Annotated in this window: 26 protein-coding genes; 17 read left to right on the top strand and 9 right to left on the bottom strand. The window is 69.0% G+C overall.

Going from position 1 to position 25,756, the window contains the following annotated elements:
- The first annotated feature begins 43 nt into the window (after nucleotides 1–43).
- Together CJZ86_RS00535 and CJZ86_RS00530 are read left to right on the top strand one after the other, a co-directional pair.
- Nucleotides 44–2,599 carry a glycogen/starch/alpha-glucan phosphorylase gene (locus CJZ86_RS00535; RefSeq protein ID WP_094584014.1) on the top strand — a complete coding sequence of 852 codons (2,556 nt, stop codon included), beginning with the start codon at nucleotides 44–46 and terminating at the stop codon, nucleotides 2,597–2,599.
- A 15-nt stretch (nucleotides 2,600–2,614) separates the two neighbouring features.
- Nucleotides 2,615–3,028: a Crp/Fnr family transcriptional regulator gene (locus CJZ86_RS00530; protein WP_094584013.1), complete on the top strand. Its 414-nt coding sequence runs from the start codon at nucleotides 2,615–2,617 to the stop codon at nucleotides 3,026–3,028.
- On the opposite strand, the gene CJZ86_RS00525 is transcribed toward CJZ86_RS00530, so the two are convergent.
- On the bottom strand, nucleotides 3,006–4,238 hold the full coding sequence (locus CJZ86_RS00525) for an NAD(P)/FAD-dependent oxidoreductase (protein ID WP_094584012.1): 1,233 nt from the start codon (nucleotides 4,236–4,238) through the stop codon (nucleotides 3,006–3,008). The genes CJZ86_RS00530 and CJZ86_RS00525 overlap by 23 nt on opposite strands.
- Nucleotides 4,239–4,352: 114 nt before the next feature.
- Here CJZ86_RS00525 and CJZ86_RS00520 point away from each other — a divergent pair, with 114 nt between their 5' ends.
- From CJZ86_RS00520 to CJZ86_RS00505, 4 genes are read left to right on the top strand one after another with little or no spacing between them, the layout of a single operon-like run.
- Nucleotides 4,353–4,565 carry an acetyltransferase gene (locus CJZ86_RS00520; RefSeq protein WP_094584011.1) on the top strand — a complete coding sequence of 71 codons (213 nt, stop codon included), beginning with the start codon at nucleotides 4,353–4,355 and terminating at the stop codon, nucleotides 4,563–4,565.
- A gap of 35 nt (nucleotides 4,566–4,600) precedes the next feature.
- Entirely contained in the window at nucleotides 4,601–5,527 is a 927-nt protein-coding gene (locus CJZ86_RS00515) for a cation diffusion facilitator family transporter (protein ID WP_094584010.1), read from the top strand.
- A 29-nt stretch (nucleotides 5,528–5,556) separates the two neighbouring features.
- Nucleotides 5,557–6,348, top strand: a complete 792-nt coding sequence (locus CJZ86_RS00510) for an inositol oxygenase family protein (RefSeq protein WP_158219472.1) — start codon at nucleotides 5,557–5,559, stop codon at nucleotides 6,346–6,348.
- A 21-nt stretch (nucleotides 6,349–6,369) separates the two neighbouring features.
- Entirely contained in the window at nucleotides 6,370–7,530 is a 1,161-nt protein-coding gene (locus CJZ86_RS00505) for a UDP-galactopyranose/dTDP-fucopyranose mutase family protein (protein ID WP_198960037.1), read from the top strand.
- Here the strand turns inward: CJZ86_RS00505 and CJZ86_RS00500 are convergent.
- The 3 genes from CJZ86_RS00500 to cysT form a co-directional block, all read right to left on the bottom strand.
- Nucleotides 7,525–8,343 carry a glycosyltransferase family 25 protein gene (locus CJZ86_RS00500; protein ID WP_094584007.1) on the bottom strand — a complete coding sequence of 273 codons (819 nt, stop codon included), beginning with the start codon at nucleotides 8,341–8,343 and terminating at the stop codon, nucleotides 7,525–7,527. The genes CJZ86_RS00505 and CJZ86_RS00500 overlap by 6 nt on opposite strands.
- A gap of 71 nt (nucleotides 8,344–8,414) precedes the next feature.
- Nucleotides 8,415–9,314 (bottom strand): sulfate ABC transporter permease subunit CysW, encoded by a 900-nt coding sequence (gene cysW / locus CJZ86_RS00495; protein ID WP_094584006.1) that lies wholly within the window; start codon nucleotides 9,312–9,314, stop codon nucleotides 8,415–8,417.
- A gap of 69 nt (nucleotides 9,315–9,383) precedes the next feature.
- Complete coding sequence (gene cysT, locus CJZ86_RS00490) at nucleotides 9,384–10,235, bottom strand: sulfate ABC transporter permease subunit CysT (RefSeq protein ID WP_094584005.1); 852 nt, start codon at nucleotides 10,233–10,235, stop codon at nucleotides 9,384–9,386.
- A gap of 103 nt (nucleotides 10,236–10,338) precedes the next feature.
- On the opposite strand from cysT, the gene CJZ86_RS00485 reads away from it, so the two are divergent.
- A complete protein-coding gene (locus CJZ86_RS00485) occupies nucleotides 10,339–11,361 on the top strand; it encodes a sulfate/molybdate ABC transporter ATP-binding protein (RefSeq protein WP_094584004.1) in 1,023 nt (340 codons plus the stop codon).
- On the opposite strand, the gene CJZ86_RS00480 is transcribed toward CJZ86_RS00485, so the two are convergent.
- The 3 genes from CJZ86_RS00480 to CJZ86_RS00470 form a co-directional block, all read right to left on the bottom strand.
- Nucleotides 11,362–11,553: a hypothetical protein gene (locus tag CJZ86_RS00480; RefSeq protein ID WP_094584003.1), complete on the bottom strand. Its 192-nt coding sequence runs from the start codon at nucleotides 11,551–11,553 to the stop codon at nucleotides 11,362–11,364. It lies immediately after the preceding gene.
- Between the two features lie 77 nt (nucleotides 11,554–11,630).
- Nucleotides 11,631–12,182 (bottom strand): Crp/Fnr family transcriptional regulator, encoded by a 552-nt coding sequence (locus CJZ86_RS00475; RefSeq protein ID WP_094584002.1) that lies wholly within the window; start codon nucleotides 12,180–12,182, stop codon nucleotides 11,631–11,633.
- A gap of 197 nt (nucleotides 12,183–12,379) precedes the next feature.
- Entirely contained in the window at nucleotides 12,380–12,811 is a 432-nt protein-coding gene (locus CJZ86_RS00470) for an RrF2 family transcriptional regulator (RefSeq protein WP_094584001.1), read from the bottom strand.
- A gap of 207 nt (nucleotides 12,812–13,018) precedes the next feature.
- Here CJZ86_RS00470 and CJZ86_RS00465 point away from each other — a divergent pair, with 207 nt between their 5' ends.
- From CJZ86_RS00465 to chrA, 4 genes are all read left to right on the top strand, one after another.
- Nucleotides 13,019–14,035: a sulfate ABC transporter substrate-binding protein gene (locus CJZ86_RS00465; RefSeq protein ID WP_094584196.1), complete on the top strand. Its 1,017-nt coding sequence runs from the start codon at nucleotides 13,019–13,021 to the stop codon at nucleotides 14,033–14,035.
- A 134-nt stretch (nucleotides 14,036–14,169) separates the two neighbouring features.
- Nucleotides 14,170–15,237: a sulfate ABC transporter substrate-binding protein gene (locus CJZ86_RS00460; RefSeq protein ID WP_233133745.1), complete on the top strand. Its 1,068-nt coding sequence runs from the start codon at nucleotides 14,170–14,172 to the stop codon at nucleotides 15,235–15,237.
- Between the two features lie 50 nt (nucleotides 15,238–15,287).
- Entirely contained in the window at nucleotides 15,288–16,091 is an 804-nt protein-coding gene (locus tag CJZ86_RS00455; RefSeq protein WP_094584000.1) for a class II glutamine amidotransferase, read from the top strand.
- A 448-nt stretch (nucleotides 16,092–16,539) separates the two neighbouring features.
- Nucleotides 16,540–17,856, top strand: a complete 1,317-nt coding sequence (chrA, locus tag CJZ86_RS00450; RefSeq protein ID WP_233133744.1) for a chromate efflux transporter — start codon at nucleotides 16,540–16,542, stop codon at nucleotides 17,854–17,856.
- A 9-nt stretch (nucleotides 17,857–17,865) separates the two neighbouring features.
- Here the strand turns inward: chrA and CJZ86_RS00445 are convergent, their stop codons facing one another.
- Both CJZ86_RS00445 and CJZ86_RS00440 read right to left on the bottom strand, forming a co-directional pair.
- A complete protein-coding gene (locus CJZ86_RS00445) occupies nucleotides 17,866–18,153 on the bottom strand; it encodes a hypothetical protein (RefSeq protein WP_094583999.1) in 288 nt (95 codons plus the stop codon).
- Between the two features lie 47 nt (nucleotides 18,154–18,200).
- Nucleotides 18,201–19,739: an FAD-linked oxidase C-terminal domain-containing protein gene (locus CJZ86_RS00440; RefSeq protein ID WP_502690409.1), complete on the bottom strand. Its 1,539-nt coding sequence runs from the start codon at nucleotides 19,737–19,739 to the stop codon at nucleotides 18,201–18,203.
- Between the two features lie 88 nt (nucleotides 19,740–19,827).
- Here CJZ86_RS00440 and hemL point away from each other — a divergent pair, with 88 nt between their 5' ends.
- From hemL to CJZ86_RS00410, 6 genes are read left to right on the top strand one after another with little or no spacing between them, the layout of a single operon-like run.
- The gene (gene hemL, locus CJZ86_RS00435; RefSeq protein ID WP_502690408.1) at nucleotides 19,828–21,156 is read left to right on the top strand and encodes a glutamate-1-semialdehyde 2,1-aminomutase; all 1,329 of its coding nucleotides are present in this window, start codon (nucleotides 19,828–19,830) and stop codon (nucleotides 21,154–21,156) included.
- On the top strand, nucleotides 21,153–22,349 hold the full coding sequence (locus CJZ86_RS00430; protein WP_094583996.1) for an ABC transporter substrate-binding protein: 1,197 nt from the start codon (nucleotides 21,153–21,155) through the stop codon (nucleotides 22,347–22,349). Before hemL ends, CJZ86_RS00430 begins: the two co-directional genes overlap by 4 nt.
- A 7-nt stretch (nucleotides 22,350–22,356) precedes the next feature.
- A complete protein-coding gene (locus CJZ86_RS00425; RefSeq protein ID WP_094583995.1) occupies nucleotides 22,357–23,286 on the top strand; it encodes a branched-chain amino acid ABC transporter permease in 930 nt (309 codons plus the stop codon).
- Between the two features lie 5 nt (nucleotides 23,287–23,291).
- Nucleotides 23,292–24,203 (top strand): branched-chain amino acid ABC transporter permease, encoded by a 912-nt coding sequence (locus tag CJZ86_RS00420; protein ID WP_094583994.1) that lies wholly within the window; start codon nucleotides 23,292–23,294, stop codon nucleotides 24,201–24,203.
- On the top strand, nucleotides 24,200–25,039 hold the full coding sequence (locus CJZ86_RS00415; RefSeq protein ID WP_094583993.1) for an ABC transporter ATP-binding protein: 840 nt from the start codon (nucleotides 24,200–24,202) through the stop codon (nucleotides 25,037–25,039). The genes CJZ86_RS00420 and CJZ86_RS00415 overlap by 4 nt, the downstream gene beginning before the upstream one ends.
- Nucleotides 25,036–25,755, top strand: a complete 720-nt coding sequence (locus CJZ86_RS00410) for an ABC transporter ATP-binding protein (RefSeq protein ID WP_094583992.1) — start codon at nucleotides 25,036–25,038, stop codon at nucleotides 25,753–25,755. Before CJZ86_RS00415 ends, CJZ86_RS00410 begins: the two co-directional genes overlap by 4 nt.
- The last annotated feature ends 1 nt before the right edge of the window (nucleotide 25,756 follow it).

Below are 25,756 nucleotides of genomic sequence, written 5' to 3'. Positions count from 1 at the left end.
AACCCTCCCTGGTGATGGTCGAGGGGTGCCGTGACCATCCAGCATGACAAGCACCCTGGCCAACGTGATGGGTCTCCCCGAAGCTGGCGCCTACACCGATCCCCAGCGCAACGGCCTGACGGCGCAGGATCTGCTCGACGGCCTGATCGAGCACCTGCTCTATTCCCTCGGCCGGCGGGTGCAGAAAGCCGACCGCCACGACCTCTACATGGCGCTCAGCTACGCCGTGCGGGACCGGCTGATGACCCGCTACCTGGCCGGTACCGAGGCCATCGACGCCCACCCCAGGCGGATCGTCGCCTACCTCTCGGCCGAGTTCCTGATCGGCCCCCAGCTCGGCAACAACCTGCTGATGCTCGGCATCCAGCAGGAGGCCGCCGAGGCCCTGCGCCAGTTCGGCATCGACGACATCGAAGCGATCCTCGATGTGGAAGAAGAACCCGGCCTGGGCAATGGCGGCCTCGGCCGTCTGGCCGCCTGCTTCCTCGAATCCCTCGCCACCCTCGAGGTCCCCGCCACCGGTTACGGCATCCGCTACGAGTTCGGCATCTTCGACCAGATCATCCGCGACGGCCGCCAGGTGGAGATCACCGACAAGTGGCTCAAGGGGGGCTGGCCCTGGGAAATCGTCCAGCCCGGGAAATCCTGTGTGGTGGGCTTCGGTGGCCGCACCGAGAGCCAACGTGACGAAAACGGCGCCTACCGGGTGCGCTGGATCCCCGCCGAGCTCGCCATCGGCGTCCCCCACGACGTGCCGGTGCTGGGCTACCGGGTCAACACCTGCAACCGGCTGCGCCTCTGGCGCGCCGATGCCACCGAATCCTTCGACTTCCAGACCTTCAACAGCGGCGATTTCTACGGCGCCGTGGAACAGAAGGTGGGCTCGGAGACCCTCTCGAAAGTGCTCTATCCCAACGACGGCACCGATGCTGGGCGGCGCCTGCGGCTGATGCAGCAGCACTTCTTCGTCAGCTGCTCGCTGCAGGACATGATCCGCAGCCTCGAGGCCCGTGGCATTCCCGTCCAGGAGTTCCCCGAGCACTGGGCCATCCAGCTCAACGACACCCACCCCTCGATCGCCGTCGCCGAGCTGATGCGGCTGCTCCTCGACGACAAGCACCTGGAGTGGGACACCGCCTGGGCCATCACCACCGCCTGCCTCTCCTACACCAACCACACCCTCCTGCCCGAGGCCCTCGAAAAGTGGGGCCTCGATCTCTTCGGGTCCCTGCTGCCCCGCCACCTCGAGCTGATCTTCGAGATCAACCGCCGCTTCCTCCAGCAGGTGCGCCTCAAGTACCCCGGCAACGACGCCGTGCTGCGCCGCCTCTCGATCATCGATGAATCGGGCGAGCGGGCCGTCCGCATGGCCCACCTCGCCACCGTCGGCTCCCACCAAGTCAACGGCGTCGCCGCCCTCCACAGCGCCCTGGTCAAGCAGGACCTCTTCCCCGAATTCGCCGCCCTCTGGCCCGAGAAGTTCACCAACGTCACCAACGGCGTCACCCCCAGGCGCTGGGTCGCCCTGGCCCATCCCTCCCTGCACGCCCTGCTCTGCGAGGCCATCGGCCCCGACTGGCCCGCCTGGCCCCAGTCGCTCCGTCGCCTGGAGGAGCTGCAGCACGACGGGGCCTTCCTGGAACGCTGGGGCCAGTGCAAGCGGACCGCCAAGCAACGCCTGGCCGGCTACATCCAGCGGGAGCTGGAGCTGGCCGTCGACCCGGACAGCCTCTTCGACGTGCAGGTGAAGCGCATCCACGAGTACAAGCGCCAGCACCTCAATGCCCTCCAGGTGATCGCCCAGTACCTGCGCATCAAGAACGGCCTCGCGGGCGGCATGGCCCCCCGCACCGTGATCTTCGGCGGCAAGGCGGCCCCCGGCTATGCCATGGCCAAGCTGATCATCCGCTTCATCAACGGCATCGCCGACGTCGTCAACGCCGATCCCGACATGGACGGCCGCCTGCGGGTCATCTTCCTCGCCGACTACAACGTCAAGCTCGGGGAGCGCGTCTACCCCGCCGCCGACCTCTCCGAGCAGATCTCCACCGCCGGCCTCGAGGCCTCCGGCACCGGCAACATGAAATTCATGATGAACGGCGCCCTCACCATCGGCACCCTCGATGGCGCCAACGTCGAGATCCGCGAGCAGGTCGGCGACGACAACTTCTTCCTCTTCGGGCGCACCACCGAAGGGATCGCCCAGCTGCACGGCCACTACAGGCCCTGGGAATGGATCGCGGCCGATCCCCTGCTGGCGGAGGTGTTCGACCTGATCGGCCGGGGGCACTTCAGCCAGGGGGACACGGACCGCTTCCGGCCCCTGACGGACCAGCTGCAGGGGAGCGACCCGTTCTTCGTGCTGGCCGACTTCGCCTCCTACCTGCAGGCCCAGGCCAGCGTCAGCGCCACCTGGGCGGACCGCAGCCGCTGGAATCAGATGGCCCTGCTGAACACCGCCCGCAGCGGCTTCTTCTCCTCCGATCGGGCCATCGGTGAGTACGCCCGCAGAATCTGGGACGTGACGCCCTCCCCGGTGGCCATGGCGGGCAGCGCCCATGCCAACGGATCCTTAACCGTCCGTCAGCATGGTGGATGACTCCCGGAGTCCCCCATGACCTCCCCCTCCTCAGGCGCCCTCACCACCATGCGGCTCCTGGCCCAGGACAGGGAGCTGAGGACCATCGCCGCCGGGGAGGTGATCTTCCGGGCCGGTGAGGCGGGCGACTCCGTTTTCGGCATCGTCGATGGCGCGGTACGGATCGACTGGGCCGGTGGCAGGGACAGTGAAATCCTGGGGCCCGGCAGCAGCTTCGGGGTGGGGGCGCTGGTGGGCACCGAGCATCAGCGCTTCGGCACAGCCACCGCCATGCAGGACACGCAACTGCTGGAGATGAACCGGGAGGAATTCCTGTTCGCGCTCCAGGAGCTGCCGATGTTCGCCCTGGAGATGCTCCACGGCCTGGAGGAACGGCTGGGTCACCTGAAGCCTTCCGGCAGCCCCCTCAGCCCGCCGCCCCCGGCATGAAGCGCCGCTCGTGGGGGGCTCCCTTGAGCATGCGGTTCCAGTAGATCCAGGGCAGCACGTCCTTCTTGACCACCCACATGCTCCAGCGCTCCTGGGTGGGATCGAGGGGGAAGGAGGGAACGGGCTGGGCGTCGTAGTTGAACTCGGCCATGATCACGCGCCCGTAGCCGGTGATCAGCGGGCAGCAGGCGTAGCCGTCGTAGCGGGCCGCCAGGGGCTGGCCATCAAGGTGGGCCAGCAGGTTGGCCACCAGCACCGGCGCCTGGCCCCGCACCGCCGCGGCGGTCTTGGAGTTGGGCAGCGAGGAGACGTCGCCGAGGGAGAAGACGTTGGGATGGCGCACGTGCTGGGTGGTGAACTTGTCCACATCCACCCAGCCGCCCGGACCCGCCACCGCCAGGGGGCTGGTGGCCACCACATCGGGGGCCGCCATCGGCGGGGTGACGTGCAGCATCCCGAAGGGAAGCACCTCTTCGCGCACCGTGTCCCCGTCCTTGACGGCGAAGACCGCCTCCTTGCTGGCGGCACGCACCTCCTTGAGGGTGTGCTGATAGTGGGGCTCGATGCCGCGGCGGGCCACCACCTGGCGCAGGGGTTCGGCGAAGGTGGGGATGGCGAAGATTCCCGGTGTGGCGGTGGCGTAGATCACCCGGGTGGCCGCCGCGACCTCTGGCGAGCGCTTGAAGACGTCGTCGGCCAGATACATGATCTTCTGGGGCGCCCCGGCGCACTTGATCGGCGTGTCGGGGAAGGTGAAGATCGCGTTGCCGCCGCGGAAGGCCTGGATCGTCTGCCAGGTGTAATCGACCAGATCCTTGGAATAGTTGCTGGTGACGCCGCCCGTGCCGAGGGCCTCCGGCAGACCCTTGATCCGATCCCAGCAGAGCTTGATGCCGGTGGCCACCACCAGCGCGTCGTAATGGAGCGTTTCGCCGTCGCTGCTGGTGACGGTGCCGGCCACCGGGTCGAAGCCGGCGGCGGCGGCGCGGATCCAGCGCACCCCCTCGGGGATCAGATCGGCCTCGGCGCGGCGCGTCTGCTCGAGGGTGAAGACGCCGGCGCCCACCAGGGTCCAGCCGGGTTGGTAGTAGTGGTCGGGGGAGGGCTCCAGGATGGCGATCTCCAGACCGGGCCGGGCCCGCTTGAGCTGGCTGGCCACGGTGAGGCCCGCAGCCCCCCCGCCGACGATCAGGATCTGGTGATGGGCCATGGAACGGAGATCAGACGCGGAGGGCCCGGCAGCGGCGAGGGAGAAATGTCACGCTCGCTACCTTCGCCGGCACCGTGGCACCAGACTGAAGGTATCGAGATCCGGAGCAGGGCGATGTTCTTGAAAGTACGCCACAACGATGACGCCAGCCTTGTGGAGGTGATGAACGTCAAGCAGTTGTTCAACCCCTTCGACACCCTGGTCGAGGCCCGTCTCCACGGCGGCGAGGAGATGCAGGATCCCCAGGAGTACGCCAAGGCCGACCTGTTCTTTCCCTCCGGGGAGGCCCTGCCCCGCTGCTGGCTCGATTCCCATTACCAGAGCTGAAGGCCAGCCGAGGCCAGCGCTGCTAAGACGCCTCCATGGCGTCCCATTCCCACCAGCACGAACACGGGCACCCGCACGGGCATCCGCACCGGCAGGGTTCACCCCGGGCCTTCTTCTGGGGTGTGCTGCTGAACAGCGCCCTCTCGGGGCTGCAGCTGGCGATCGGCATCGGCTTCGGGTCCCTGGCCCTGATCGGCGATGCCATCCACAACCTCGGTGACGTGGCGGGCCTGCTGTTCGGCTGGGGGGCCGAACGGCTCAGCGCCCGGCCGGCCACGGCCCGTTTCACCTACGGCTTCGGCCGCAGCACCCAGCTGGCCTCGCTGATGAACGCGGCCCTGATCCTGATGGCGGCCGGGGTGGTGATCGTCGAAGGGGTGCAGCGGCTGCTGGATCCGGTGCCGGTGGTGAGCGGCCCGGTGGCCTGGGCGGCGGCGGCCGGCATCGTGGTCAACCTGGTCTCGGCCCGGCTGTTCGGCACCGGCCACCACCACGATCTGAACCGGCGGGCGGCGGTGGTGCACCTGCTCACCGATGCCGCCGTCTCGGCCGCGGTGCTGGTCAGCGCCGTGCTGGTGGGGCTGGTGGGCTGGAACTGGCTGGATGCGGCCACCGCCATCGGCGTGGGGCTGGCGGTGGCCTGGAGCGGCTGGGAACTGCTGGGGGAAGCCCTCAGCGCCAGCCTCGACGCCGTGCCGCGGGGCATCGACCTGGCCGCGGTGGAGGCAGCCCTGCGAGCCCTTCCCGGCGTGGAGAACGTCCACCATCTGCACGTCTGGGGCATGAGCACCTCCCGCACCGCCCTCACGGCCCATCTCGTCGGCCGCGGCGATGGCCCGCTGGATGGAGAGCTGCTGTCGCTCGCCCAGCAGCGGCTCGCCCAGCTGGGCATCACCCACAGCACGCTCCAGATCGAGGCGCCGGGGAGCTGTGTGGAGGACGGGGCCCACAAGCCTCGATAGGCTGCTGCAGATCCGCTGCAGCGGCCGCCTTGCTGATCTCGCCTTCGCTGCTGCCGAGCCACCTGGTGCCCCGGCTGAAAGGACGGGCCCGACGGGGGCTGGAGCGGGGGCTGGCCGCTGCCGGCCTCGGCCTGGTCAAGCTCGATCCCCCAGACTCCGCCGCCCACCGGGCCGCCGAGCGCCAGCGGACCCTGCAACGGCAGATCCTGGATCGCCATGACCAGCAGTCGATCGCCGATGTGGGGGCCCTCAACGACCGGTATCGGACGCCGGTCTTCGGCAGCCTCCGCCCGATGGATCTGTTCCGGATGCTGGGGGAGTGCCTGGATCCGACCGACAATCTGCTGGGCTGCGCCAGCCAGCTGACCCACAGCCTGCAGATGATCGAGGCGATGGTCAGCGATGGCGTCCACGACGACGATCTGCTGCTGCTGGCCCTCCTCCATGACCTCGGCAAGCTGCTGCTGCTCGCCGGTGAGGACCCGGCCAACGTGGTGGGCACCAATTCCATCCTCACGCCCAAGGCCAGAACCGGCCTCGACCAGCACATCTGCCAGTGGAACCACTGTGAATTCGGCTACCTGCGGTTCCGCTCCTTTCTGCCGCCCCATCTCAGCTGGACGATCCGCTACCACGGCCTCAAGAACGCCAACCCCATCGACTACATGGATGCCAGCGATGAACAGCACTTCAACGGCATCATGAAGCGCTTCCGCCACTACGACACGGCCTCCAAATCCATCGACATCCGACCCGAAACCCGCCTGGACGACTACCGAGATTTCATCGAATCGAGACTTCCCGATCGCATAGTTTTCTGATCCGTCCGCAGGCTTTTCATCATGCGTTTTCTTGTGGTTGGATCCGGCTTCGCCGGCGCCGTTCTGGCCAGGGAACTTGCCGATCACACCGACCACCACATCGATATTGTCGAAGCCAGGGATCACATCGGCGGCAACTGCCACACCCACAAGGAACAGGAAACAGGCATCACCGTGCATACCTACGGTGCCCATATCTTTCACACCAGCGATCTTGGCGTCTGGAACTACGTGCAGCGCTTCACGGAGATGATGCCGTTCATCAACCGCCCCAAGGCCAGCATCGACAAGGGAATCTTCAGTCTGCCCGTCAATCTTCATACCATCAACCAGTTTTTCGGCAAGAAGTTCTCACCATCGGAAGCCCGGCAGTTCGTCGACTCCATCCGACGCCACGACATCGAACAGCCCCGGAACTTCGAAGAGCAGGCCCTGCACTTCATGGGCGATGAGCTCTACCATGCGTTCTTCCATGGCTACACGAAGAAACACTGGGGCTGCGAGCCGCAGCAGATCCCGGCCTCCGTGCTGAAGCGGTTGCCGTTGCGTTTCAACTACAACGACAACTACTACTCCTCGATTTACCAGGGCATTCCCAGAGATGGATACACCGCCGTCTTCGAGCGGCTCATCGACCATCCCCGCATCTCCCTAAGCCTCAACCACCGCTGGCAACCCTCCGATGGCCAGCCCTATGACCATGTGTTCTACTCAGGCCCCCTCGATGGCTTCTTCGGCCACCGGCGGGGCCGGCTCGGCTATCGCACAGTCTTCTGGGAGCGGCAGATCGAAAAAGGGGATACCCTGGGCCATCCCGGGATCAACTATCCCTCGCTGGATGTGGGCTTCACCCGCCGCAGGGAGCACAAGCATTACGAATACTGGAAACAGCACGACAAAACAATCGTGTTCACGGAATACAGCAAAGAAACGGGCCTCGAGGATGAGCCCTACTACCCCAAGCGCCTAGCGGCCGACAAGGCCCTGATGCACGGTTACCTGGGCGATTGCCTACAGACGGACAAGACCAGCTTCATGGGCCGACTGGGGCTGTACAAATACATGGACATGCACCAGGTGATCGCCGAGTCCCTTTCCCTGGCAAGGGAGTTCATCGCATCGATCACTTCAGGGCAGCCCAGGCCCATCTTCCCCGAGGCCTTTCGCCTCAGCCTCTCATAGCTTGTCTCCCACCACCCCCGGGCCTTCCTCCTCCAACTGGAACACCAGCCCCCGATTGCGTCGGGTGATGGCGGGATCGGTGCCGCGGCAGGCCGGGTCGGGACACAACCGCAGGCTGTTCCAGGCGTACCACTTCAGCGGGAAGGAGCTGACGCGCGGGGAGTTCCGCATGCCGTCACAGATCATGAAGTCATACCCGTAGACCACCGGCTGACCGGTGAGCCAGGCGTACAGCTGACGGCATCCGGCCAGGGTGAGGGTATAGGCGTGGGTGCAGAAGAGCGGGCAGGTCACGATGTCCTGCAGGATCGGCGTCGGCCTTGGGACCAGGCGGCGGGAGACCGACCTCAGGCGGGGATGGCGATCGATGAAGCGGAAGGGACTGGGCCAGGGGAGTTCCTCGTAGAGGATCTGGGAACCGAGAAACAGCAGGTCCCAATCCGCAGGGGTGGCGTCATGGAAGGCCCTGGCATGGGTCGCCCAGATGGGCGGGAAAAAGACGTCGTCTTCGAAGATGTGCAGCAAGGGCAGGTCCCGCTCGATGGCATGGGCCAGCAGGCCCAGGTGGGAGAGCAGGGACCCCTGGGAGCCGCGACGGGCCGGGAAGCGATCGACATCCATTGGCCTGCCCAGGCCGTGGCGCTCGAACAGCGCCTCGAGATTCTCCGATCGGGCATCCACGGCGGGCCAGATCGAGACCCGGGTGAAGCCGGCTTCCCCCAGGCGCTCGAGCAGCCCATCGCGCCGATCGGGACGACGCTCCAGATTGATGCAGAAGGCTGGGGCCTCCAGTAACGCCTGCCAATGCCCCATGGCTGTCCCGTCGTGCCGACGCGAACGTTAGGGAACCGGCTCGGGCCCGACCCGAAGCGGGCCGTTGCCGGTCACGGCTCGGTCCTGGCCGCCTTCTTGTCCTGCTCCAGAAGCTGCTCCACCAGGAGCTTGAGCAGCAGCGACACGATCGCCACGCCCCCCAGCACCATCGCCGCCCCGAAGGCCAGCTCGGTCTGGTAGTTCTTGTAGGCGTCCTCCACGAACAGGGGCAGGGTCTGGGTGAGGCCCTCGATGTTGCCGCTGACCACCGCGACGGCTCCGAATTCCCCCAGGGCCCGGGCCGTGGTGAGGATCAGGCCGTAGAGGGCGGCCCAGCGCACCGAGGGGAGCGTCACCTTCCAGAACACCTGCCAGTTGGTGGCCCCCAGGGTGCGGGCGGCCTCCTCCTGCTCCCAGCCCTCCTCCTCCAGCAGGGGGATCACCTCCCGGGCCATGAAAGGGAAGGTGACGATGATCGTGGCCAGCACGATTCCGGGCCAGGAGAAGATGATCTTCCAGCCCAGGCTCTCGATGACACCCCCCAGCAGGCCATGGGTGGGGCTGTAGAGCAGCACCAGCATCAGGCCCACCACCACCGGTGAGATCGAGAAGGGCAGATCGATGACGCTCAGCAGCAGGGCCTTGCCCCGGAACTGGCGGCGGGCGATGGCGGTGGCCGCGGCCAGGCCGAAGATGACGTTGCAGGGCACCGCCACGGCGGTGGCGAACAGGGTGAGGCGCAGGGCCGAGATCAGTTCGTGGGACTGGAAGTTCTCCAGGAAGGGGCCCAGCCCCTTGGCAAAGGCGGAGGCCACCACGCTCAGGGCTGGCAGCAGGATCACCACCCCCACGTAGACGCAGGCGACCAGGGGAATCAGGATCGCCGGCAGATCCAGGCCCTGGCGGCGGGATCGCTTGCCTGGAGCGGGCGTGGGCCTGGGGCTCTCCAGGGTGGGAACAACGATGGTCATGGCGGAAAGCCGGTGGCGGGAACGGAAGGCGGACAGGACAGGGGGTGAAGGCTGGGGCAGGCGGCAGGATCAGGCCGCATCGCCCTGGTAGCGCTGGCCCCACACCTGCAGCAGGTTGATCACCAGCAGGCTCAACAGGGAGAAGATCAGCATCACCGCGCCGATCACGGTGGCGGCATCGAAGTCGTATTCCTCCAGCTTCTGGATGATCAACGTGGGGGTGATCAGGTCCCGGAAGGGCACGTTGCTGGAGATCATCACCACCGAGCCGTACTCCCCCACGGCCCGGCTGTAGCCCTGGGCCACGCCGCCGAGGATCGCCGGCAGGAGCTGGGGCAGCACCACCCGCAGGGTGGTCTGGAGCGGTGTGGCCCCCAGGCACCAGGAGGCCTCCTCCTGCTCCTTCTCGAGGGAACGCAGCACGGGCTCCACGGTGCGCACCACGAAGGGCAGGGAGATGAACACCATCGCCACGGTCACCCCCGGGGCGGCGAAGGCCACCTTGATGCCGAAGGCCTCATGGAGCGGCTGGCCCAGCCAGCCGTTGGTGCTGTACACGGCCGTGAGGGCAAGACCGGCGACGGCGGTGGGAAGGGCGAAGGGCAGATCGATCAGGGCATCAAGCAGGCGCTGGCCCGGAAAGCGGCAGCGCACCAGCGCCCAGGCCACCACCAGCCCGAAGACGCCGTTGATCACGCTGGCCACCAGGGCCAGACCGAAGCTGACCTTGTAGGTGGCGATGGCCTCCGGCGTGGTGGCCATCTCCCAGAAACCGGCGGGTCCCACTTCGGCGGCCCTGAGCAGCATGGCCCCCAGGGGCAGGAACAGGATCAGGCCCAGGTAGGTCCAGGTGATGCGCCAAGGCCAGCTGGGCAGCGCCAGGGCCGGCGGGCGCCAGCGACGCAGGAGGGCGGGGGTCATCGGGGCAGGGGGATGGCGCGCTTCAACGGCGTCAGGCTAAAGGACGGTTTAGCGGTGCGCTTACCGGTATAGTCGGATCCTCCCAGCCACCCAGACCGTTTCGATGGGCATCCGCGTCGCCAACGTCAGCAAGAACTTCGGCGATTTCCGCGCCGTCGACGACGTCAGCGTCGACGTGGACAGCGGCTCCCTGGTGGCCCTGCTCGGACCCTCCGGGTCGGGCAAGAGCACCCTGCTGCGACTGATCGCCGGGCTGGAGGAGGCCGATGCCGGCCGCATCTGGATCACCGGCGAGGAGGCGACCGAGCGGTCGGTGCAGGAGCGCCAGGTGGGCTTCGTCTTCCAGCATTTCGCCCTGTTCAAGCACCGCAACGTGCGCCGCAACGTGGCCTTCGGCCTCGAACTGCGCCGCTGGAAGCCTGAGGCGATCCGCCGGCGGGTCGACGAGCTGCTCGACCTCGTGCACCTGCGGGGCTACGGCAACCGCTACCCCTCCCAGCTGTCCGGCGGACAGCGCCAGCGGGTGGCCCTGGCCCGCGCCCTGGCGGTGCAGCCCCGGGTGCTGCTGCTGGATGAACCCTTCAGCGCCCTCGATGCCAAGGTGCGCAAGGAACTGCGGGCCTGGCTGCGCAATCTCCACGACGAGATGCACGTCACCACCGTGATCGTCACCCACGACCAGGAGGAGGCCATGGAGGTGGCCGATCGGATCGTGGTCATGAACGAAGGCCGGGTGGAGCAGATCGGTTCCCCGGCGGAGATCTACGACCATCCCGCCTCCCCGTTCGTGATGAGCTTCGTGGGCGCGGTCAACGAGCTGCCCAGCGGCTCCCTGCCCGTGCGGCGCGATGCGGTCCCGCCGCTGCCGACGGAGGGCCGGATCTTCGTGCGCCCCCACCATGTGCAGGTGCATGCCACCCCCCAGCCGGGCACCGTGCCGGCCCGCCTGCGGCGCCTCACCCACATGGGCCGCGACCTGCAGGCGGAACTGGTGCTCGACTCAGAAGAAGTGGTGGTGGCCCAGTTCCCCCGGGAAGAGGTGGACTACGCCAACCTCAAGCCCGGCGACCGACTGCATGTGATCAGCCGCCAGGCCCACGCTTTTCAACCGGATTTTTCGATCTGATCAGTCGCTTACCGCAGTGGCGGCACGGCGCCGTGGAGGTTCGGAATGAACCTCCGCCAGGCGGGCATCGGCGAGGTACTGGGCGACGGCCAGGGGATCCTGGTGGCGCAGCAGCTCACCGTTGCGGAAGACGAGGGTGAAGCGCTGGGGTTGGGGCTCATTGAGCCTGGAGCGGAAGTACTGGGCGGCCATGACGGTGGATGTTGATGTGTGGGTGTTGATGAACAGAAAGGACGCTGAAAATGGGGCGCTGAAACGCGTCGGCGCACTCAGGGGATGCTGACCATCAGGTCGGTGTCGCTCACCTGATGCAGCAGACCGAGGCGCTTGAAATGGTTGAGGGTCTTGGTGACCGTCACCCGGGTGAGGCCGCAGATCTCCGCCAGGGCCTGATGGGTGAGGTTCATGTCCCGCAGGGAGAGGCGGTAGCCGCGGCTGCTCACCTGCCCGAAGCGGAGGCCGATCCAGCGCAGCAGCCGCAGCAGCCGTGAGTCGGCGCCGCGGACCCGGTTGATCTCGAACAGCTCTTCGGTGTTGCGGATCTGGTGATGCAGGAAGGCCAGGATCTCGGCCTCGCTGGGATGGCCCTGCTCCACCACCACCGTGGACAGGCACTGGATCTCCACCGGACGCAGGGTGGAATAGGCGTTGGTCACCCAGTCACCCGGGCCCCAGAGGCCGAGGGCGAAGGATTCGCCCTCCTCGTCGTGGGAGGCGGTGCGGATGTAGCCGTCCTGGATCTTCCAATGAAGTCCGTCGGGCAGGACGTCATGGGGCAGGAGCGTGAGGCGGAGGGTCTGGGGCGTACGTGAGGTGGTCATGGCCGCAGGCGGACAGCGATGGGGTGGGGGGGTTCAGGGCAGAGCGGACGGCCAGCCTTCGGCTGGCGACAGGCATTCGCCGACAACAGCACATGGGGAGCCTGCGGGGACCCCAGAACCATACCTCACATTCCCCATCGGCAATGTGGTCTATTTAACGATCCAGCGCGGTCCGGCCGGATTCAGGGCCGGTCCGCTCAGATGAAGTACATCGCCTGGGCCTGGGCCAGGTGATCCCGCTGGTCCAGCAGGTCCTGCAGGGTGGTGCCCGAGAGGATGGCGCGACGCGCCTCTTCGAGCCGTTCCTCCAGCCGGCCCAGCACCTCGAATTCAGGGGTGGCGCTCTCGCCGCCGCCCCGCGGCGTGACGTCCCCCTCCAGACAGCTCACCACGTCATCGACCCGGATCTCGGCCGGCGGCCGGGCCAGCTGGTAGCCCCCCTTCGGCCCGCGGATGCTGCGCAGGATCTGACCCCGGCGCAGGCTGGCGAGCATCTGCTCCAGGTAGCGGTCAGGGATGCCCTGGCGCTGGGCGATCTCCGCCACCTGCAGCACGCCGCCGCGGGAATGGATGGCGGCCAGCTCGATGAGCGAGACGAGGCCGTATCCGGTTTTCGCGCTGAAGGCCAAGGGAATCCACGGTTGTCTTACGAGGATTGTGGCAGCCACCACCCCCGGACCAGCCAACGGCCAGGCACCGGGGGGATGTGATCCGCCCTACATCGCCGCGGCGGCGCGACGGATAGGTTTCACCAGTTCACCCATCGGACAACCGTGCTTCATTCCTTCTCCTCGCCGGTCCCGCCAGCCGCTCGCCGCCCCTGGCATCCCGGCCTGGTGGCCGCCCCCCTGGCCGTCGCCGTCGCCCTGGGGGGTTCCGGCACCCTGCTGCCCCTGAACGCCCAGGCCCAGCAACCGGCGCCACGGCAGGAACTGCTGCTCGTGTCCTATGCCGTCACCAAGGCGGCCTACGACAAGATCATTCCCCGGTTCACGGCCGACTGGAAGAAGCGGACCGGCCAGACCGTCGTCGTCCGCACCAGCTACGGCGGTTCCGGCTCCCAGACCCGGGCGGTGATCGACGGCCTTGCGGCGGATGTGGTGGGCCTGGCCCTGGCGGCCGACACCCTGAAGCTCGAGGAGGCCGGCCTGATCCGTCCCGGCTGGGAGAAGGAGAACCCCAACAACAGCATCATCACCAACTCGGTGGTCGCCTTCTTCGTGCGTCCCGGCAACCCGAAGAAGATCCGCACCTGGAACGATCTCGACAACAAGAACGTGGAGGTGATCACCGCCAATCCCAAGACCTCCGGCGGCGCCCGCTGGAACTTCCTGGGCCTGTGGGGTTCGGTGACGGAGACCGGCGGCAATGAGGCCAAGGCCCGCGCCTTCGTGACCAACGTGTACCGCAACGTGGACACCCTGCCCAAGGATGCCCGCGAGGCGACCGACGTGTTCGTCAAACGCAACCAGGGTGATGTGCTGCTGAACTATGAGAACGAGGCGATCCTGGCCAGGAAGAGCGGCACCTGGAAAACCCCCTACATCGTGCCCACCACCAACATCCTGATCGAGGGGCCGATCGCCGTGGTCGACAGGAACGTGGACCGCAAGGGAACACGCCGGGTGGCCGAGGCTTTCGCCAGGTACCTGTACAGCGAACCGGCCCAGCGGGCCTTTGCCGAGGAGGGATTCCGACCCGTCAACGCCAAGGTGAAGGCCGAGACGAGATCCCGATTCGCTCCGGTCTCGAAGCTGTTCACCGCCCGGGACTTCGGCGGCTGGGACACCATCAACAAGCGGTTCTTCGGCAAGGGAGGGCTCTGGGATTCGATCTTCTCGAAGTCCCGCTGAGCCAGCAGCCGGCCCCCTGAGCGGGGGAGCCGCAGACCAGAGAGAGGGGGAGGGGGCAGGCCAGGGGCAAAGGGGGACTGGATAGCCGATCGGGATACCGGTGTATGCTCTGCCGGATTGTCGATCAGTGAACCGTGGTTTTCCCTTTCGCCCGCTCCGCCGCCCCCCTCGCCATCACCGGCCTCCTGCTGGGGGGCCTGACCCTGACCGGCTGCGGCGCCCAGCCCGAGGGTGGCGGCGGTGCCGGTGCCGATGCTGATGCCGGCGGCGCTCCCCAGGAGCTGCTGCTGGTGAGCTACGCCGTGACCAAGGGGGCCTACGACCGGATCCTGCCCAAGTTCGAAGCCGACTGGAAGGCCAGAACCGGCCAGGCCATCAACGTCAAGACCAGCTACGGCGGCTCCGGCTCCCAGACCCGGGCGATCATCGACGGGCTCGATGCCGACGTGGCCACCCTCGCCCTGGCCGGTGACGTGCTCAAGCTCCAGGAAGCGGGCCTGGTGCAGCCGGGGTGGGAAAAGGACCTGCCCGGCGGCGCGATCATCACCCATTCGGTGGTGGCCTTCATCACCCGTGACGGCAACCCCAAAGGGGTCCGGACCTGGGCCGACCTGGCCAAGCCGGGCGTCACCGTTCTGACGGCCAATCCCAAGACCTCCGGCGGCGCCCGATGGAACTTCCTGGGGCTGTGGGGCTCGATCAGCCAGACCGGCGGCAGCGAGGCCCAGGCCAAGGCCTACGTCAGTTCGGTCTACCGCAACGTGGAGAACCTGCCAAGGGACGCCCGCGAGGCCAGTGACGCGTTCCTCAAGCGCGGCCAGGGCGACGTGCTGCTCAACTACGAGAACGAGGCGATCCTGGCCAAGCGCAGCGGCGACCTCAAGACCCCCTTCATCGTGCCCGAGGTCAACATCCGCATCGAGGGCCCCGTGACCGTCGTGGACCGCAACGTGGATCGCAAGGGCACCCGCAAGGCCGCCGAGGCCCTGGCCGCCTACCTGCAGAGTGAGCCAGCCCAGGAGATCTTTGCCGAGGAGGGCTTCCGTCCGGCCAGCCCGGGGGTCTGGAGCCGGGTGCAGGGCCACTTCGCACCGGTGAAGCAGCTGTTCTCGGCCGGCGACTTCGGCGGCTGGAAGCAGATCAACGCCACCTTCTTCGGCAAGAACGGGGTCTGGGACCAGCTGTTCAGCAGCTCCCGCTGATCCACAGTCGCCAGGACGGGGACAATGGGGGCCTCGGTGGACCTCGGGTGATGTGTGAACTGCTGGCCCTCAGCGCCAACACCCCCACCGACATGCGCTTCTCCTTCCATGGCCTCACCTGCCGGGGGGGCGCCACCGGCTGCCACGGGGATGGCTGGGGGGTGGCCAGCTTCGACCCCGATGGCCGCGGGGTGCATCTGTACCGGGAGGACGCCCCGGCCGCCTTCTCGCCGATCGCCGCCCAGGTGGCCAGCCTGGATCTGCGCTCCCACTGCTCGATCGCCCACATCCGCAAGGCGACCCAGGGGGTGGTGGCCCTGGAGAACTGCCACCCCTTCCACCGGCGCTGGCAAGGGCGGGAATGGGTGTTCGCCCACAACGGCAACCTGCTGGGGCCTCTGCCGCGGACGCAGCTGTTCGTTCCGGAGGGATCCACCGACAGCGAAGTGGCCTTCTGCTGGATCCTGGAGCAACTGAACGCCGCCGGTGCCGATCCGGCGGACCTGGACGCCATCTTCGGCACGCTGGTGTCGTGCGCCCGGCAGCTGGAGCAGCAGGGCACCTTCAACTGCCTGATCAGCAACGGCAGCTGGCTGTTCGCCCACGCCAGCAGCCGACTGCACCGCATCACCCGCCGGGCCCCGTTCGGCCGGGCCACCCTGGCCGATGACGACCTGAGCGTGGACTTTTCCGAGCTGGCCGGCGTCGACGACGTCGTGACGATCGTCAGCACCGAACCGCTGACCAGGGATGAGGAATGGCTGGCGCTTCAGGCCGGCGAAGCCGTCCTGCTGGTGGGGGGCGAAGTGGTGCGGCACCAGCCCCCTGGAGCGCCTGTCGCCCCCATCCCCTAAGCCAGGCAACATCCTCGGACCCTGCAATCATCGAGCGGAACGTCACTCGCACCCCGGCAGGATGTGGGCCTGGATCAGCGATCGAACAGCCAGCCACAAAGCAGACAGAACGCCGCGATGAGAACGAACAACTGGGGGGAAAAGCCGATCACCTGGCCGAGGAGAACACCCGCCAGCATCACCATCCAGGCCCGCCAGTTCGTCCACGGACTGAAAAAGGAGCCCCCACGGACTGGCTCGGCCGGCGGCTTCTGCGGCTTCCTTCCGCCAGTCGCTTCGCCAGCCCTTGCGTCAGCCCTCTCGCTGGGACCATCGCTCCCTGCCATCGCCAAACCTTTCCGTCCATCCTGCTGCCCATCGATGGGCGGGATGTAAGTGGAAACACATCCGCTCAGTGACGCCGGGGATATCCCGCTGACTACGTTGTGAGCCTTCGCGGTGCCGATCGGTGCTGAAGGATCCGTTCAGCCTCGCCACGGCCGCCCGCTTCTGGCTGCGGCTGGGACTGGTCAGCTTCGGCGGGCCGGCCGGCCAGATCGCCCTGCTCCATTCCGAACTGGTGGAGCGCCGGCGCTGGCTGTCGGAGCGGCGCTTTCTGCACGCGCTGAACTACTGCATGCTGCTGCCGGGGCCGGAGGCCACCCAGCTGGCCACCTACCTGGGCTGGCTGATGCACGGTCTGGGCGGCGCCCTGATCGCTGGCGGCCTGTTCCTGCTGCCCTCGGTGGTGGTGCTGCTGAGCCTTTCGGCGATCTACGCCCTCTGGGGCCAGCTGCCTTTGCTGGCGGCGGTGTTCTGGGCCCTCAAGCCGGCGGTGCTCGGGATCGTGCTCCAGGCGGCCTGGCGGCTGGGGCGGCGCACGCTGCACAACCCCGCCCTGGTGCTGATCGCGGCGGCGGCCTGTCTGGCCCTGGCCGTGGGCCGGGTGCCCTACCCCGCCCTGATCATCGCCACGGCCCTGGTGGGTTGGATCGGCGGTCGGCTGCGGCCGGCCCTGTTCCGGGGCCCCTCACCCCATACCGCCGCCGAGGTCGGGGGCGCCACCCCACCGGAGGCCGCCCTCCACGGCGACGACACCCCCACCCCCACCCACGCCCGCTTCCACTGGCGCCGCCTCGCCCTCACCCTGCTCGGGGGCGGGGTGGCCCTCGGCCTGCCCCTGACCCTGCTGACGCTGGCGGGGGGCTGGGACGGCCAGCTGGCCACCATGGCCCGGTTCTTCACCAAGGTGGCCCTGGTCAGTTTCGGGGGCGCCTATGCGGTGCTCCCCTTTGTGGCCCAGGGGGCGGTGGACACCTACGGCTGGCTGGACGCCGCCCAGATGGTGGACGGCCTGGCCCTGGGCGAGACCACACCGGGGCCCCTGATCATGGTGGTGGCTTTCGTGGGCTTCATGGGCGGCTGGAACGGCAGCGGCACCCTGTCGGCCGGCGTGGTGGCCGCCCTGGTGGTGGTGTGGTTCACCTTCCTGCCCTCCTTCCTGTTCATCCTCGCCGGCGGCCCCCTGGTGGAGGCGAGCCGCGAGGACCTGCGCGTCGGCGCCCCCCTCACCGCCATCACCGCCGCGGTGGTGGGGGTGATCCTGAGCCTGGCGCTCTACCTGGCCGGACCGGCCCTGGCCCCCGGCGGCAGCCACGACGGCGGCGCCGTGCTGGTGCTGCTGGCGGCGGTGGTGCTGCTGGGTCGGGGACTGGGGGCCCTGCCCGTGATCGGCGCCGCCACCGCGGTGGGCCTGGGGCGCTGGTGGCTCAGTGGGGGCGGCTGAAGCCGGCGATCAGGGGATCATCCCGCAGACGAACAGCTTGTTCACCACCGGGCCGGCGACCTGGTCGATGAAGCCCTGACGCAGCTGGGGATCGTCGTTGAGCATGTCGAGCACGCGCTGCTCCTGGGACCCACGCCGCTCGCTGCGGGCGGCCCAGAGCTGCTCGCAGCTGGATTTCTGGTAGCGCTCGATCACCTTCTTGGCCACCAGGTTGACGACCGGGGACTGGGCCTGGGCGGGGGTGGCAGCAGCCAGCACGGCCGCCACACCCAGGCTGGCTATCCGACGGATCTTCATGGATTGGGGGAGGTGGAGTGCCCTGCAACGTAGGTCCGCCGCCCCGCTCAGAAGACGTCGAGGGGCTCCAGGCTCGGCGACTCCACGCCACCGGCGGGGAGGGCATCGAGATGCACGGTGAGGGACGACGCCTGGCGCCGGGCCGATTCGCCGCAGCTGCGCGGGGTGGGGAAGATCTTGCCGGGGTTGGCCAGGCCTGCCGGGTCGAAGGCCTCACGCACCAGGCGCATGGTGGCCAGGTCGTCGGGGGCGAACATCCAGTCGAGGTAACAGCGCTTGTCGCTGCCCACCCCGTGCTCGCCGGTGATGCTGCCGCCCGCGTCGATGCAGAGGCGCAGGATGTCGGCCCCCAGCGCCTGCACCCGGTCGGTCACGCCGGGCTCATCGGCCCGGTACAGGATCAGGGGGTGGAGATTGCCGTCGCCGGCATGGAAGACGTTGGCCACCGGCAGCTCATAGCGGCGGCTGAGCTCCTCGATCGCCGCCAGCACCGAAGGCAGGGCGCTGCGGGGCACCACGCCGTCCTGCACGTAATAGGTGGGGGTGATGCGGCCGACGGCGGCGAAGGCGGACTTGCGCCCCTTCCACAGCAGGGCGCGGTCGGCCTCGCTGGAGGCGCGCCGGATCGTGCGGGCCCCGGCCTGGCGGCAGAGCTCACCGGCGATCTCCACAGCCGCCGTCACCTCCCGCTCCTGGCCGTCCAGTTCGATCAGCAGCACGGCGGCCGCATCGCGAGGGTACTCATCGCGGCCGAAGAGATCGTCGACGGCGTTGATCGTGAAGTTGTCCATGATCTCCATCCCCGCGGGCAGCACCCCGGCCGCCGTCACCAGGCGCACCGCCTCACCGGCGGCCTCCATGGCGGTGAAATCGGCCAGCAGCACCGCCACGCTCTGGGGCGCCCGCAGCAGCCGCAGGGTGATGGCGGTGGCGATGCCGAGGGTGCCCTCGCTGCCGATGAACACCCCGCGCAGGTCCAGCTCGGGGGTCTCGGCCAGGCCGCTGCCCAGGGTGGTGACCGTGCCATCGGGAAGCACCACCTCCATCTCGAGCACGTGGTTGCTGGTGACGCCGTACTTGAGGCAGTGCACGCCGCCGGAGTTCTCGGCCACGTTGCCGCCGATCGAGCAGACCACCTGGCTGGAGGGATCCGGGGCGTAATAGAAACCGTCGCCGGCCACCGCCCGGGTGACCCAGCCGTTGATCACCCCCGGCTGGACGGTGATGCGGCGGTTGGCCAGATCGACATCGAGGATCGAGCGCATCCGGCTGGTGGCGATCACCAGCGCTCCGTTCTCCGCCAGGGCGCCGCCCGAAAGGCCGGTGCCGCTGCCGCGGGCCAGGAAGGGCACGCCGCGGCGGTGGCAGAGCCGCAGGATGGCGGCCACCTGCTCGGTGGTTTCCGGCAGCACCACCAGGGGGGGCTGGGCCCGGTGCAGGGTGAGGCCGTCGCAGTCGTAGGCCAGCAGCTCCTGGGGCGCCGCCACCACGGCCCGCGCCGGCAGCAGGGCGCGGCAGTCACGCTCCATCGCGGCCCAGTCGATCGTCACGGAAGGGGTCCGGCGGGCCGGTGAAGGGGGTGCCATTGCTTCCGAACTTACCGACGCCCGGCACCCCGGCACCCTTCTGGGTCAGGATGGGAAACGAATGCGTCCACCTTCCGCGGATCCCGCCTTGAGTTCGGCCACCCCTTCAGCGCCCGCCTCGGCCCCTTCCCTCCTCACCACCCGATCCGAGGAGATCTTCGCCGCCGCCCAGACACTCATGCCCGGGGGCGTCAGTTCCCCCGTGCGGGCCTTCAAGTCGGTGGGCGGCCAGCCGATCGTCTTCGACCGCGTCAAGGGGGCCTACGCCTGGGACGTCGACGGCAACCGCTACATCGACTACGTCGGCAGCTGGGGGCCCGCCATCTGCGGCCACAGCCACCCGGAGGTGATCGCCGCCCTCCACCAGGCCCTGGAGAAGGGCACCAGCTTCGGCGCCCCCTGCGTGCTCGAGAACGAGCTGGCCGAGCTGGTCATCGCCGCCGTGCCGTCGGTGGAGATGGTGCGCTTCGTGAACTCCGGCACCGAGGCCTGCATGGCGGTGCTGCGGCTGATGCGCGCCTTCACCGGCCGGGAGAAGGTGATCAAGTTCGAGGGCTGCTACCACGGCCACGCCGACATGTTCCTGGTCAAGGCGGGCTCCGGGGTGGCCACCCTCGGCCTGCCCGACTCCCCCGGTGTGCCCCGCGCCGTCACCGCCGGCACCCTCACCGCCCCCTACAACTGCCTGGAGTCGGTCAAGCAGCTGTTCGCCAACAACCCCGGTGAGATCGCCGGGGTGATCCTGGAGCCGGTGGTGGGCAATGCGGGCTTCATCACCCCCGAGCCCGGCTTCCTCGAAGGCCTGCGCGAACTGACCAAGGAGAACGGCGCCCTGCTGGTGTTCGACGAAGTCATGACCGGCTTCCGCATCAGCTACGGCGGTGCCCAGGCCCGCTTCGGCGTCACCCCGGACCTCACCACCATGGGCAAGGTGATCGGCGGCGGCCTGCCGGTGGGGGCCTACGGCGGCCGGGCCGACATCATGGCGATGGTGGCCCCCGCCGGCCCCATGTACCAGGCGGGCACCCTGAGCGGCAATCCCCTGGCCATGACCGCCGGCATCAAGACCCTGCAGCTGCTCAGCCAGCCCGGCACCTACGAGCGGCTGGAGACGATCACCAAACGGCTCATCAACGGCATCCGCGCCGCCGCCGCCGAGGCGGGCATCCCCTTCTGCGGCGGCAGCATCAGCGCCATGTTCGGCTTCTTCCTCTGCGAGGGGCCGGTGCACAACTTCGAGCAGGCCAAGGCCGCCGACACGGTCCGCTTCGGCCGCCTGCACCGCGGCATGCTTGAGCGCGGCGTCTACCTGGCACCGAGCGCCTTCGAGGCCGGCTTCACCTCCCTGGCCCACAGCGACGCCGACATCGACGCCACCATCGACGCCTTCCGCGACGTCTTCCTGTCGCTGGCGTGAGCGTCGGTCGTCTCCTGGGGGTCGGCACCGGGCTGCTGACCCTGACCCTGCTGGCGGGCTGCGCCGCTGACCCCGGCAGCAAGCCCGTCGACGTGGCCGGCGGCGTGCCGGTGGGGGCGGTGCTGGCCCTGACGGGCAACGCCAACGTCTACGGCCAGGACCAGAAGATCGGCCTCGAGCTGGCGCTCCAGCACCGCAACGGCGCCGGTGGCATCAACGGCAACCCCCTGAAGCTGGCCCTGGAGGACAGCGGCAGCGACGAACCGGGGGCCAACGCGGCCTTCACCCTGCAGATCAACCGGGGCGTGCTGGCCCTGATCGGCCCCACCCTCTCCCAGCAGGCCTTCTCCGCCGATCCGATCGCCCAGCGTCGCGGCGTGCCGGTGGTGGCCCCCTCCAACACCGCCACCGGCATCCCGGAGATCGGTTTCTTCATCAGCCGGGTCTCGGCCCAGAGCTCGGTGATCGCACCCCTGGCCATCGAGCGGGCCCTGAAGATCCAGCCGGGCCTGAAGCGGGCGGCGGTGTTCTACGCCCAGGACGACGCCTACAGCACCGCCGAGACCACCATCTTCCAGAAGGCCCTCAAGGAGAAGGGCCTCGATCCGGTGACGGTGCAGCGCACCCAGCTCAACGACCAGGACTTCCAGAACCAGATCAGCGCCGCCCTGCGGGAGAAGCCCGACCTGATCGTGCTGTCGCTCCAGGCGGTGGACGGCGGCAACCTGATCCGCCAGCTGCGGGAGCTGGGTTACAAGGGCCTGATCGTGGCCGGCAACGGCATGAACACCCCCAACATCTATCCGATCTGCCAGAAGTACTGCGACGGTCTGCTGATCGCCCAGGCCTACAGCCCCGAACTCGACACCCCCGCCAACACGGCCTTCCTCAAGGCCTTCCAGGCGGCTAAGGGCGGCGCCATCCCGCCCCAGCTCACGGCCCAGGCCTACACGGCCCTGCAGGTGATCGGCGACGCCCTGGTGCGGCTGGACAAACGCCAGCCCCTGAAAGGCGCCACCCTGACGGCGGCGCGCAAGGCCCTGATGGAGGAGATCCTGGCCGGCACCTACGCCACCCCCCTCGGGGAGATCCGCTTCACCCCGGAGGGTGAGGTGATCCAGAGCCAGTTCTTCGTGGCCCAGGTGCGCATGGATCCGGGCGGGCGCAGCGGTCGCTTCGCCCTGCTGAAGTGATCGCCGGGTGGACCTGCTCCAGATCCTGGTCAACGGTCTGTCGGTGGGGGCGGTCTACGGGCTGTTCGCCCTCGGCTACACCCTGGTGTTCTCGGTCCTGGGGGTGATCAACTTCGCCCATGGGGCGGTGTTCACCCTGGGGGCCTACTTCACCTACCTGCTGATCGGCGGCGCGGTGGGGGCCAACGGTCTGTTGGCCGGCTTCCAGCTGCCCTTCGCCCTGCCCTTCTGGGGCGCCCTGCCCCTGGCGGGGCTGGGGGCGGCCCTGGTGGCCCTGCTGGTGGAGCGGGTGGCCTTCCGCCCCCTGCGCCGCCGCCGGGCCGATCCGCTGCTGGCCCTGATCACCAGCCTGGGGGCCGGGGTGATCCTGGTGAACCTGATCCAGCTGCTGGTGGGGGCGGAGAGCTACGCCATCCCCACCGGCGCCCTCGGCGGCCTGCCGGCCTCCTTCCCCCTGCTGGGCGCCCGGGTGCGCACGGTCCAGGCCCTGCTGCTGGGGATCGCGGTGCTGCTGCTGGCCCTGCTCACCCTGTGGCTGGAGGGCAGCCGCAACGGCAAGGGGCTGCAGGCGGTGGCGGAGGACGCCGAAACCGCCCAGCTCCTCGGCATCGACAGCACAGCCATGGTGCGCCTGGCCTTCGGACTCAGCGGCTTCCTGGCCGGGGTGGCCGGCGGCCTGGTGGGGCTGAGCGTCAGCATCGCCGGGCCCTACTTCGGCATCGGCTACGGCCTCAAGGGGCTGGCGGTGCTGGTGCTGGGCGGGCTGGGCAGCGTGCCGGGGGCGGTGCTGGGCGGCCTGATCGTCGGGCTGGCGGAGGCGTTCGTCCCGGCTGACTGGTCGGGCTACAAGGATGCGGTCAGCTACGGCTTCCTGTTCCTGGTGCTGCTGCTGCGGCCCCGGGGGCTGCTGGGCCGGCCGCTGCCCACCAAGGTGTGAGGGCCATGGACGCCGCCCTGCTCGAACAGATGCTCCTCGGCGCCCTGCTGGCGCTCTCGGTGTATCTGCCGCTGCGCTGCGGACAGCTGTCGCTGGCCACCCCGGGCTTCTATGCGGTGGGGGGCTACGTGGCCGCCCTGCTCTCCACCGGCGTCCCCGCCTTCGCCGGCAGCGGCGCCACCTCACCGTTGCCGGCCCTGCTGGCGGAGATGGTGCTGGGCGGGGCCCTGGCGGGGCTGATCGCCCTGGCGATCGGCGGGCCGGTGCTGCGCTTGCGGGGGATCTACCTGGCCATCGCCACCATCGCCCTGGTGGAGATCCTGCGGGTGCTCAACCTCAACCTGCCCTTCACCGGTGGAGCCATGGGGATCTTCGGCATCCCCCAGCCCTTCGCCCATGCCGAGGGCTACGTGCTGTTCACCCTGGCGCTGCTGGCCCTGGCCTGCTGGCTGTGTCAGCGGCTGGAGGCCCTGCGGCTGGGGCGGGCGATGGCCGCCATCCGCGACGACGAACTGGCGGCCGCCTGCGTCGGCATCGACACCCCCCGCACCAAGCTGATCGCCTTCGTGGCCAGCGCCGTGCTCGCCGGCGTCACCGGCGCCCTGGCGGCCCATTTCTTCAACTCCTGGAACGCCCGGGCCGGCAGCTTCGACGCCAGCATCACCACCCTGGCCTTCGTGGTCTTCGGCGGTTCCCGCCTGTGGCCGGGGCCAGTGCTGGGGGGGCTGGTGCTCACCGCCCTGCCGGAGTTGCTGCGGCCGGTGGGGGACCTGCGCCTGATCCTGTTCGGCGCGGTGATCCTGCTGGGTCCGCTGTTCTTCCCCCAGGGGCTCGTCACGGCGGAGCGGCTGCACTGGCTGGCCGCCCGGCTGGGACGAGGGCGCCACCGGGGCCGTCAGGCTCCCCAGGCTCCATGAACCAGACCCCAGACAGCACCGGCCCCGTTCCCCTGCTGCAGGTGGAGGCGGTCAGCTGCCGCTTCGGTGGCCTGCTGGCCCTCGATCAGGTGAGCCTGGAGCTGGAGGAGGGGGAGATCTTCGGCCTGATCGGCCCCAACGGCGCCGGCAAGACCACCCTGTTCAACGTGATCTCCGGCCTCACCCCCCCCAGCGGCGGCCGCTGCCTGTGGCGGGGCGCGCCCACCGCGGGCCTGGGGGCCAGCGGCCTCAACCGCCTCGGCATCGCCCGCACCTTCCAGAACCTGCGCCTGTTCGAGAGTCTCTCGGTGCGGGAGAACGTGCTGGTGGGCCTGCACCACGCCGCCCGTGCCCCCCTGCTGGGGTCCCTGCTCGGCAGCGGCGCCTTCCGCCGGCAGCAGGGGCAGCTGCAGGAGCGGGCGATGGAGCTGCTGACCCTGCTGGAGCTGGAGGCCCTGGCGGAGCAGCGGGCCGGGGACCTGCCCTACGGCGACCGCCGCCGGCTGGAGATCGCCCGGGCCCTGGCGACGGCGCCGCGACTGCTGCTGCTGGATGAACCCGCCGCCGGCATGAACCCGGCCGAAAAGGACGACCTGCGGCGGCTGATCGGCACGATCCGCCAACACTTCACCCTGACGGTGCTGATCATCGAGCACCACGTGCCGCTGATGATGCAGCTCTGCGACCGGCTGGCGGTGCTCAACTTCGGAAGGCGCATCGCCCTGGGCAGCCCCGCCGCGGTGCGCACCGATCCACGGGTGATCGAGGCCTATCTGGGCAGTTCGGGCGGCAGTTCGGGTGGCAGTTCGGGCGGTGCCGGCGGAGACGGCCGATGAGCGCGCCGCTGCTGGAGCTGCGTTGCCTCACCGTGCGCTACGGCGCCCTCACCGCCCTGCGGGGCCTCGATCTGCAGGTGAGGGAGGGGGAACTGGTGGCCCTGCTGGGGGCCAACGGCGCCGGCAAGAGCACCACCCTGCGGGCCATCTCCCGGCTGGTGGGCGCCGCCGCCGGCCAGGTGCTGTGGCGCGGCGCCGACCTGGCGGGGGTGAGCACCCACCGCACGGTGCGCCTCGGCATCGGCCACTGCCCGGAGGGCCGCCGGGTGCTGGCCCGCCAGACCGTGGCCACCAACCTGGAGCTGGGGGCCTGGCTGCGCCGCGACAGGGCCGGCATCGCCGCCGACCTGGAGCGCTGCTACGGCCTGTTCCCTCGCCTGGCGGAACGGCGCCGCCAGCTGGCCGGCAACCTCTCGGGCGGCGAGCAGCAGATGCTGGCGATCGCCCGGGCCCTGATGGGCCGGCCCAGCCTGCTGCTGCTGGATGAGCCGAGCCTGGGCCTTGCACCGAAGCTGGTGGCCGAGGTGATGGCCGCCCTGGCGGCGCTGCACGCAGGCGGCCTGTCGATACTGCTGGTGGAACAGAACGCCACCGCTGCTCTGGAGATCGCCGACCGCGGCGTGGTGCTGGAGGGCGGCGCCATCGGCCTGGAGGGCAGCGCCGACGCCCTGCTGGCCGATGCGGGGCTGCGGGCCTCCTACCTGGGGAGCGGCTAAC

It is taken from the genome of Synechococcus sp. BO 8801, from assembly GCF_002252675.1.
In the GTDB taxonomy this organism is placed as follows: Bacteria; Cyanobacteriota; Cyanobacteriia; order PCC-6307; family Cyanobiaceae; genus Cyanobium.
Note: the sequence above shows the minus strand (reverse complement) of the source record. Positions and strands in the feature narration are given on the sequence as shown.

What these genes read in the sequence shown, in the direction of transcription:
- CJZ86_RS00530 (WP_094584013.1), top strand. Translation starts at nt 2,615, where the DNA reads ATGACCTCCCCCTCCTCAGGCGCCCTCACCACCATGCGGCTCCTGGCC.
- CJZ86_RS00525 (WP_094584012.1), bottom strand. Translation starts at nt 4,238, where the DNA reads ATGGCCCATCACCAGATCCTGATCGTCGGCGGGGGGGCTGCGGGCCTC.
- CJZ86_RS00475 (WP_094584002.1), bottom strand. Translation starts at nt 12,182, where the DNA reads ATGACCACCTCACGTACGCCCCAGACCCTCCGCCTCACGCTCCTGCCC.
- CJZ86_RS00445 (WP_094583999.1), bottom strand. Translation starts at nt 18,153, where the DNA reads ATGAAGATCCGTCGGATAGCCAGCCTGGGTGTGGCGGCCGTGCTGGCT.
- CJZ86_RS00485 (WP_094584004.1), top strand. Translation starts at nt 10,339, where the DNA reads ATGGGCATCCGCGTCGCCAACGTCAGCAAGAACTTCGGCGATTTCCGC.
- CJZ86_RS00500 (WP_094584007.1), bottom strand. Translation starts at nt 8,343, where the DNA reads ATGGGGCATTGGCAGGCGTTACTGGAGGCCCCAGCCTTCTGCATCAAT.
- CJZ86_RS00420 (WP_094583994.1), top strand. Translation starts at nt 23,292, where the DNA reads ATGGACGCCGCCCTGCTCGAACAGATGCTCCTCGGCGCCCTGCTGGCG.
- CJZ86_RS00520 (WP_094584011.1), top strand. Translation starts at nt 4,353, where the DNA reads ATGTTCTTGAAAGTACGCCACAACGATGACGCCAGCCTTGTGGAGGTG.
- cysW (WP_094584006.1), bottom strand. Translation starts at nt 9,314, where the DNA reads ATGACCATCGTTGTTCCCACCCTGGAGAGCCCCAGGCCCACGCCCGCT.
- CJZ86_RS00415 (WP_094583993.1), top strand. Translation starts at nt 24,200, where the DNA reads ATGAACCAGACCCCAGACAGCACCGGCCCCGTTCCCCTGCTGCAGGTG.
- CJZ86_RS00535 (WP_094584014.1), top strand. Translation starts at nt 44, where the DNA reads ATGACAAGCACCCTGGCCAACGTGATGGGTCTCCCCGAAGCTGGCGCC.
- cysT (WP_094584005.1), bottom strand. Translation starts at nt 10,235, where the DNA reads ATGACCCCCGCCCTCCTGCGTCGCTGGCGCCCGCCGGCCCTGGCGCTG.
- CJZ86_RS00455 (WP_094584000.1), top strand. Translation starts at nt 15,288, where the DNA reads ATGTGTGAACTGCTGGCCCTCAGCGCCAACACCCCCACCGACATGCGC.
- CJZ86_RS00515 (WP_094584010.1), top strand. Translation starts at nt 4,601, where the DNA reads ATGGCGTCCCATTCCCACCAGCACGAACACGGGCACCCGCACGGGCAT.
- CJZ86_RS00440 (WP_502690409.1), bottom strand. Translation starts at nt 19,739, where the DNA reads ATGGCACCCCCTTCACCGGCCCGCCGGACCCCTTCCGTGACGATCGAC.
- CJZ86_RS00505 (WP_198960037.1), top strand. Translation starts at nt 6,370, where the DNA reads ATGCGTTTTCTTGTGGTTGGATCCGGCTTCGCCGGCGCCGTTCTGGCC.
- CJZ86_RS00410 (WP_094583992.1), top strand. Translation starts at nt 25,036, where the DNA reads ATGAGCGCGCCGCTGCTGGAGCTGCGTTGCCTCACCGTGCGCTACGGC.
- CJZ86_RS00480 (WP_094584003.1), bottom strand. Translation starts at nt 11,553, where the DNA reads ATGGCCGCCCAGTACTTCCGCTCCAGGCTCAATGAGCCCCAACCCCAG.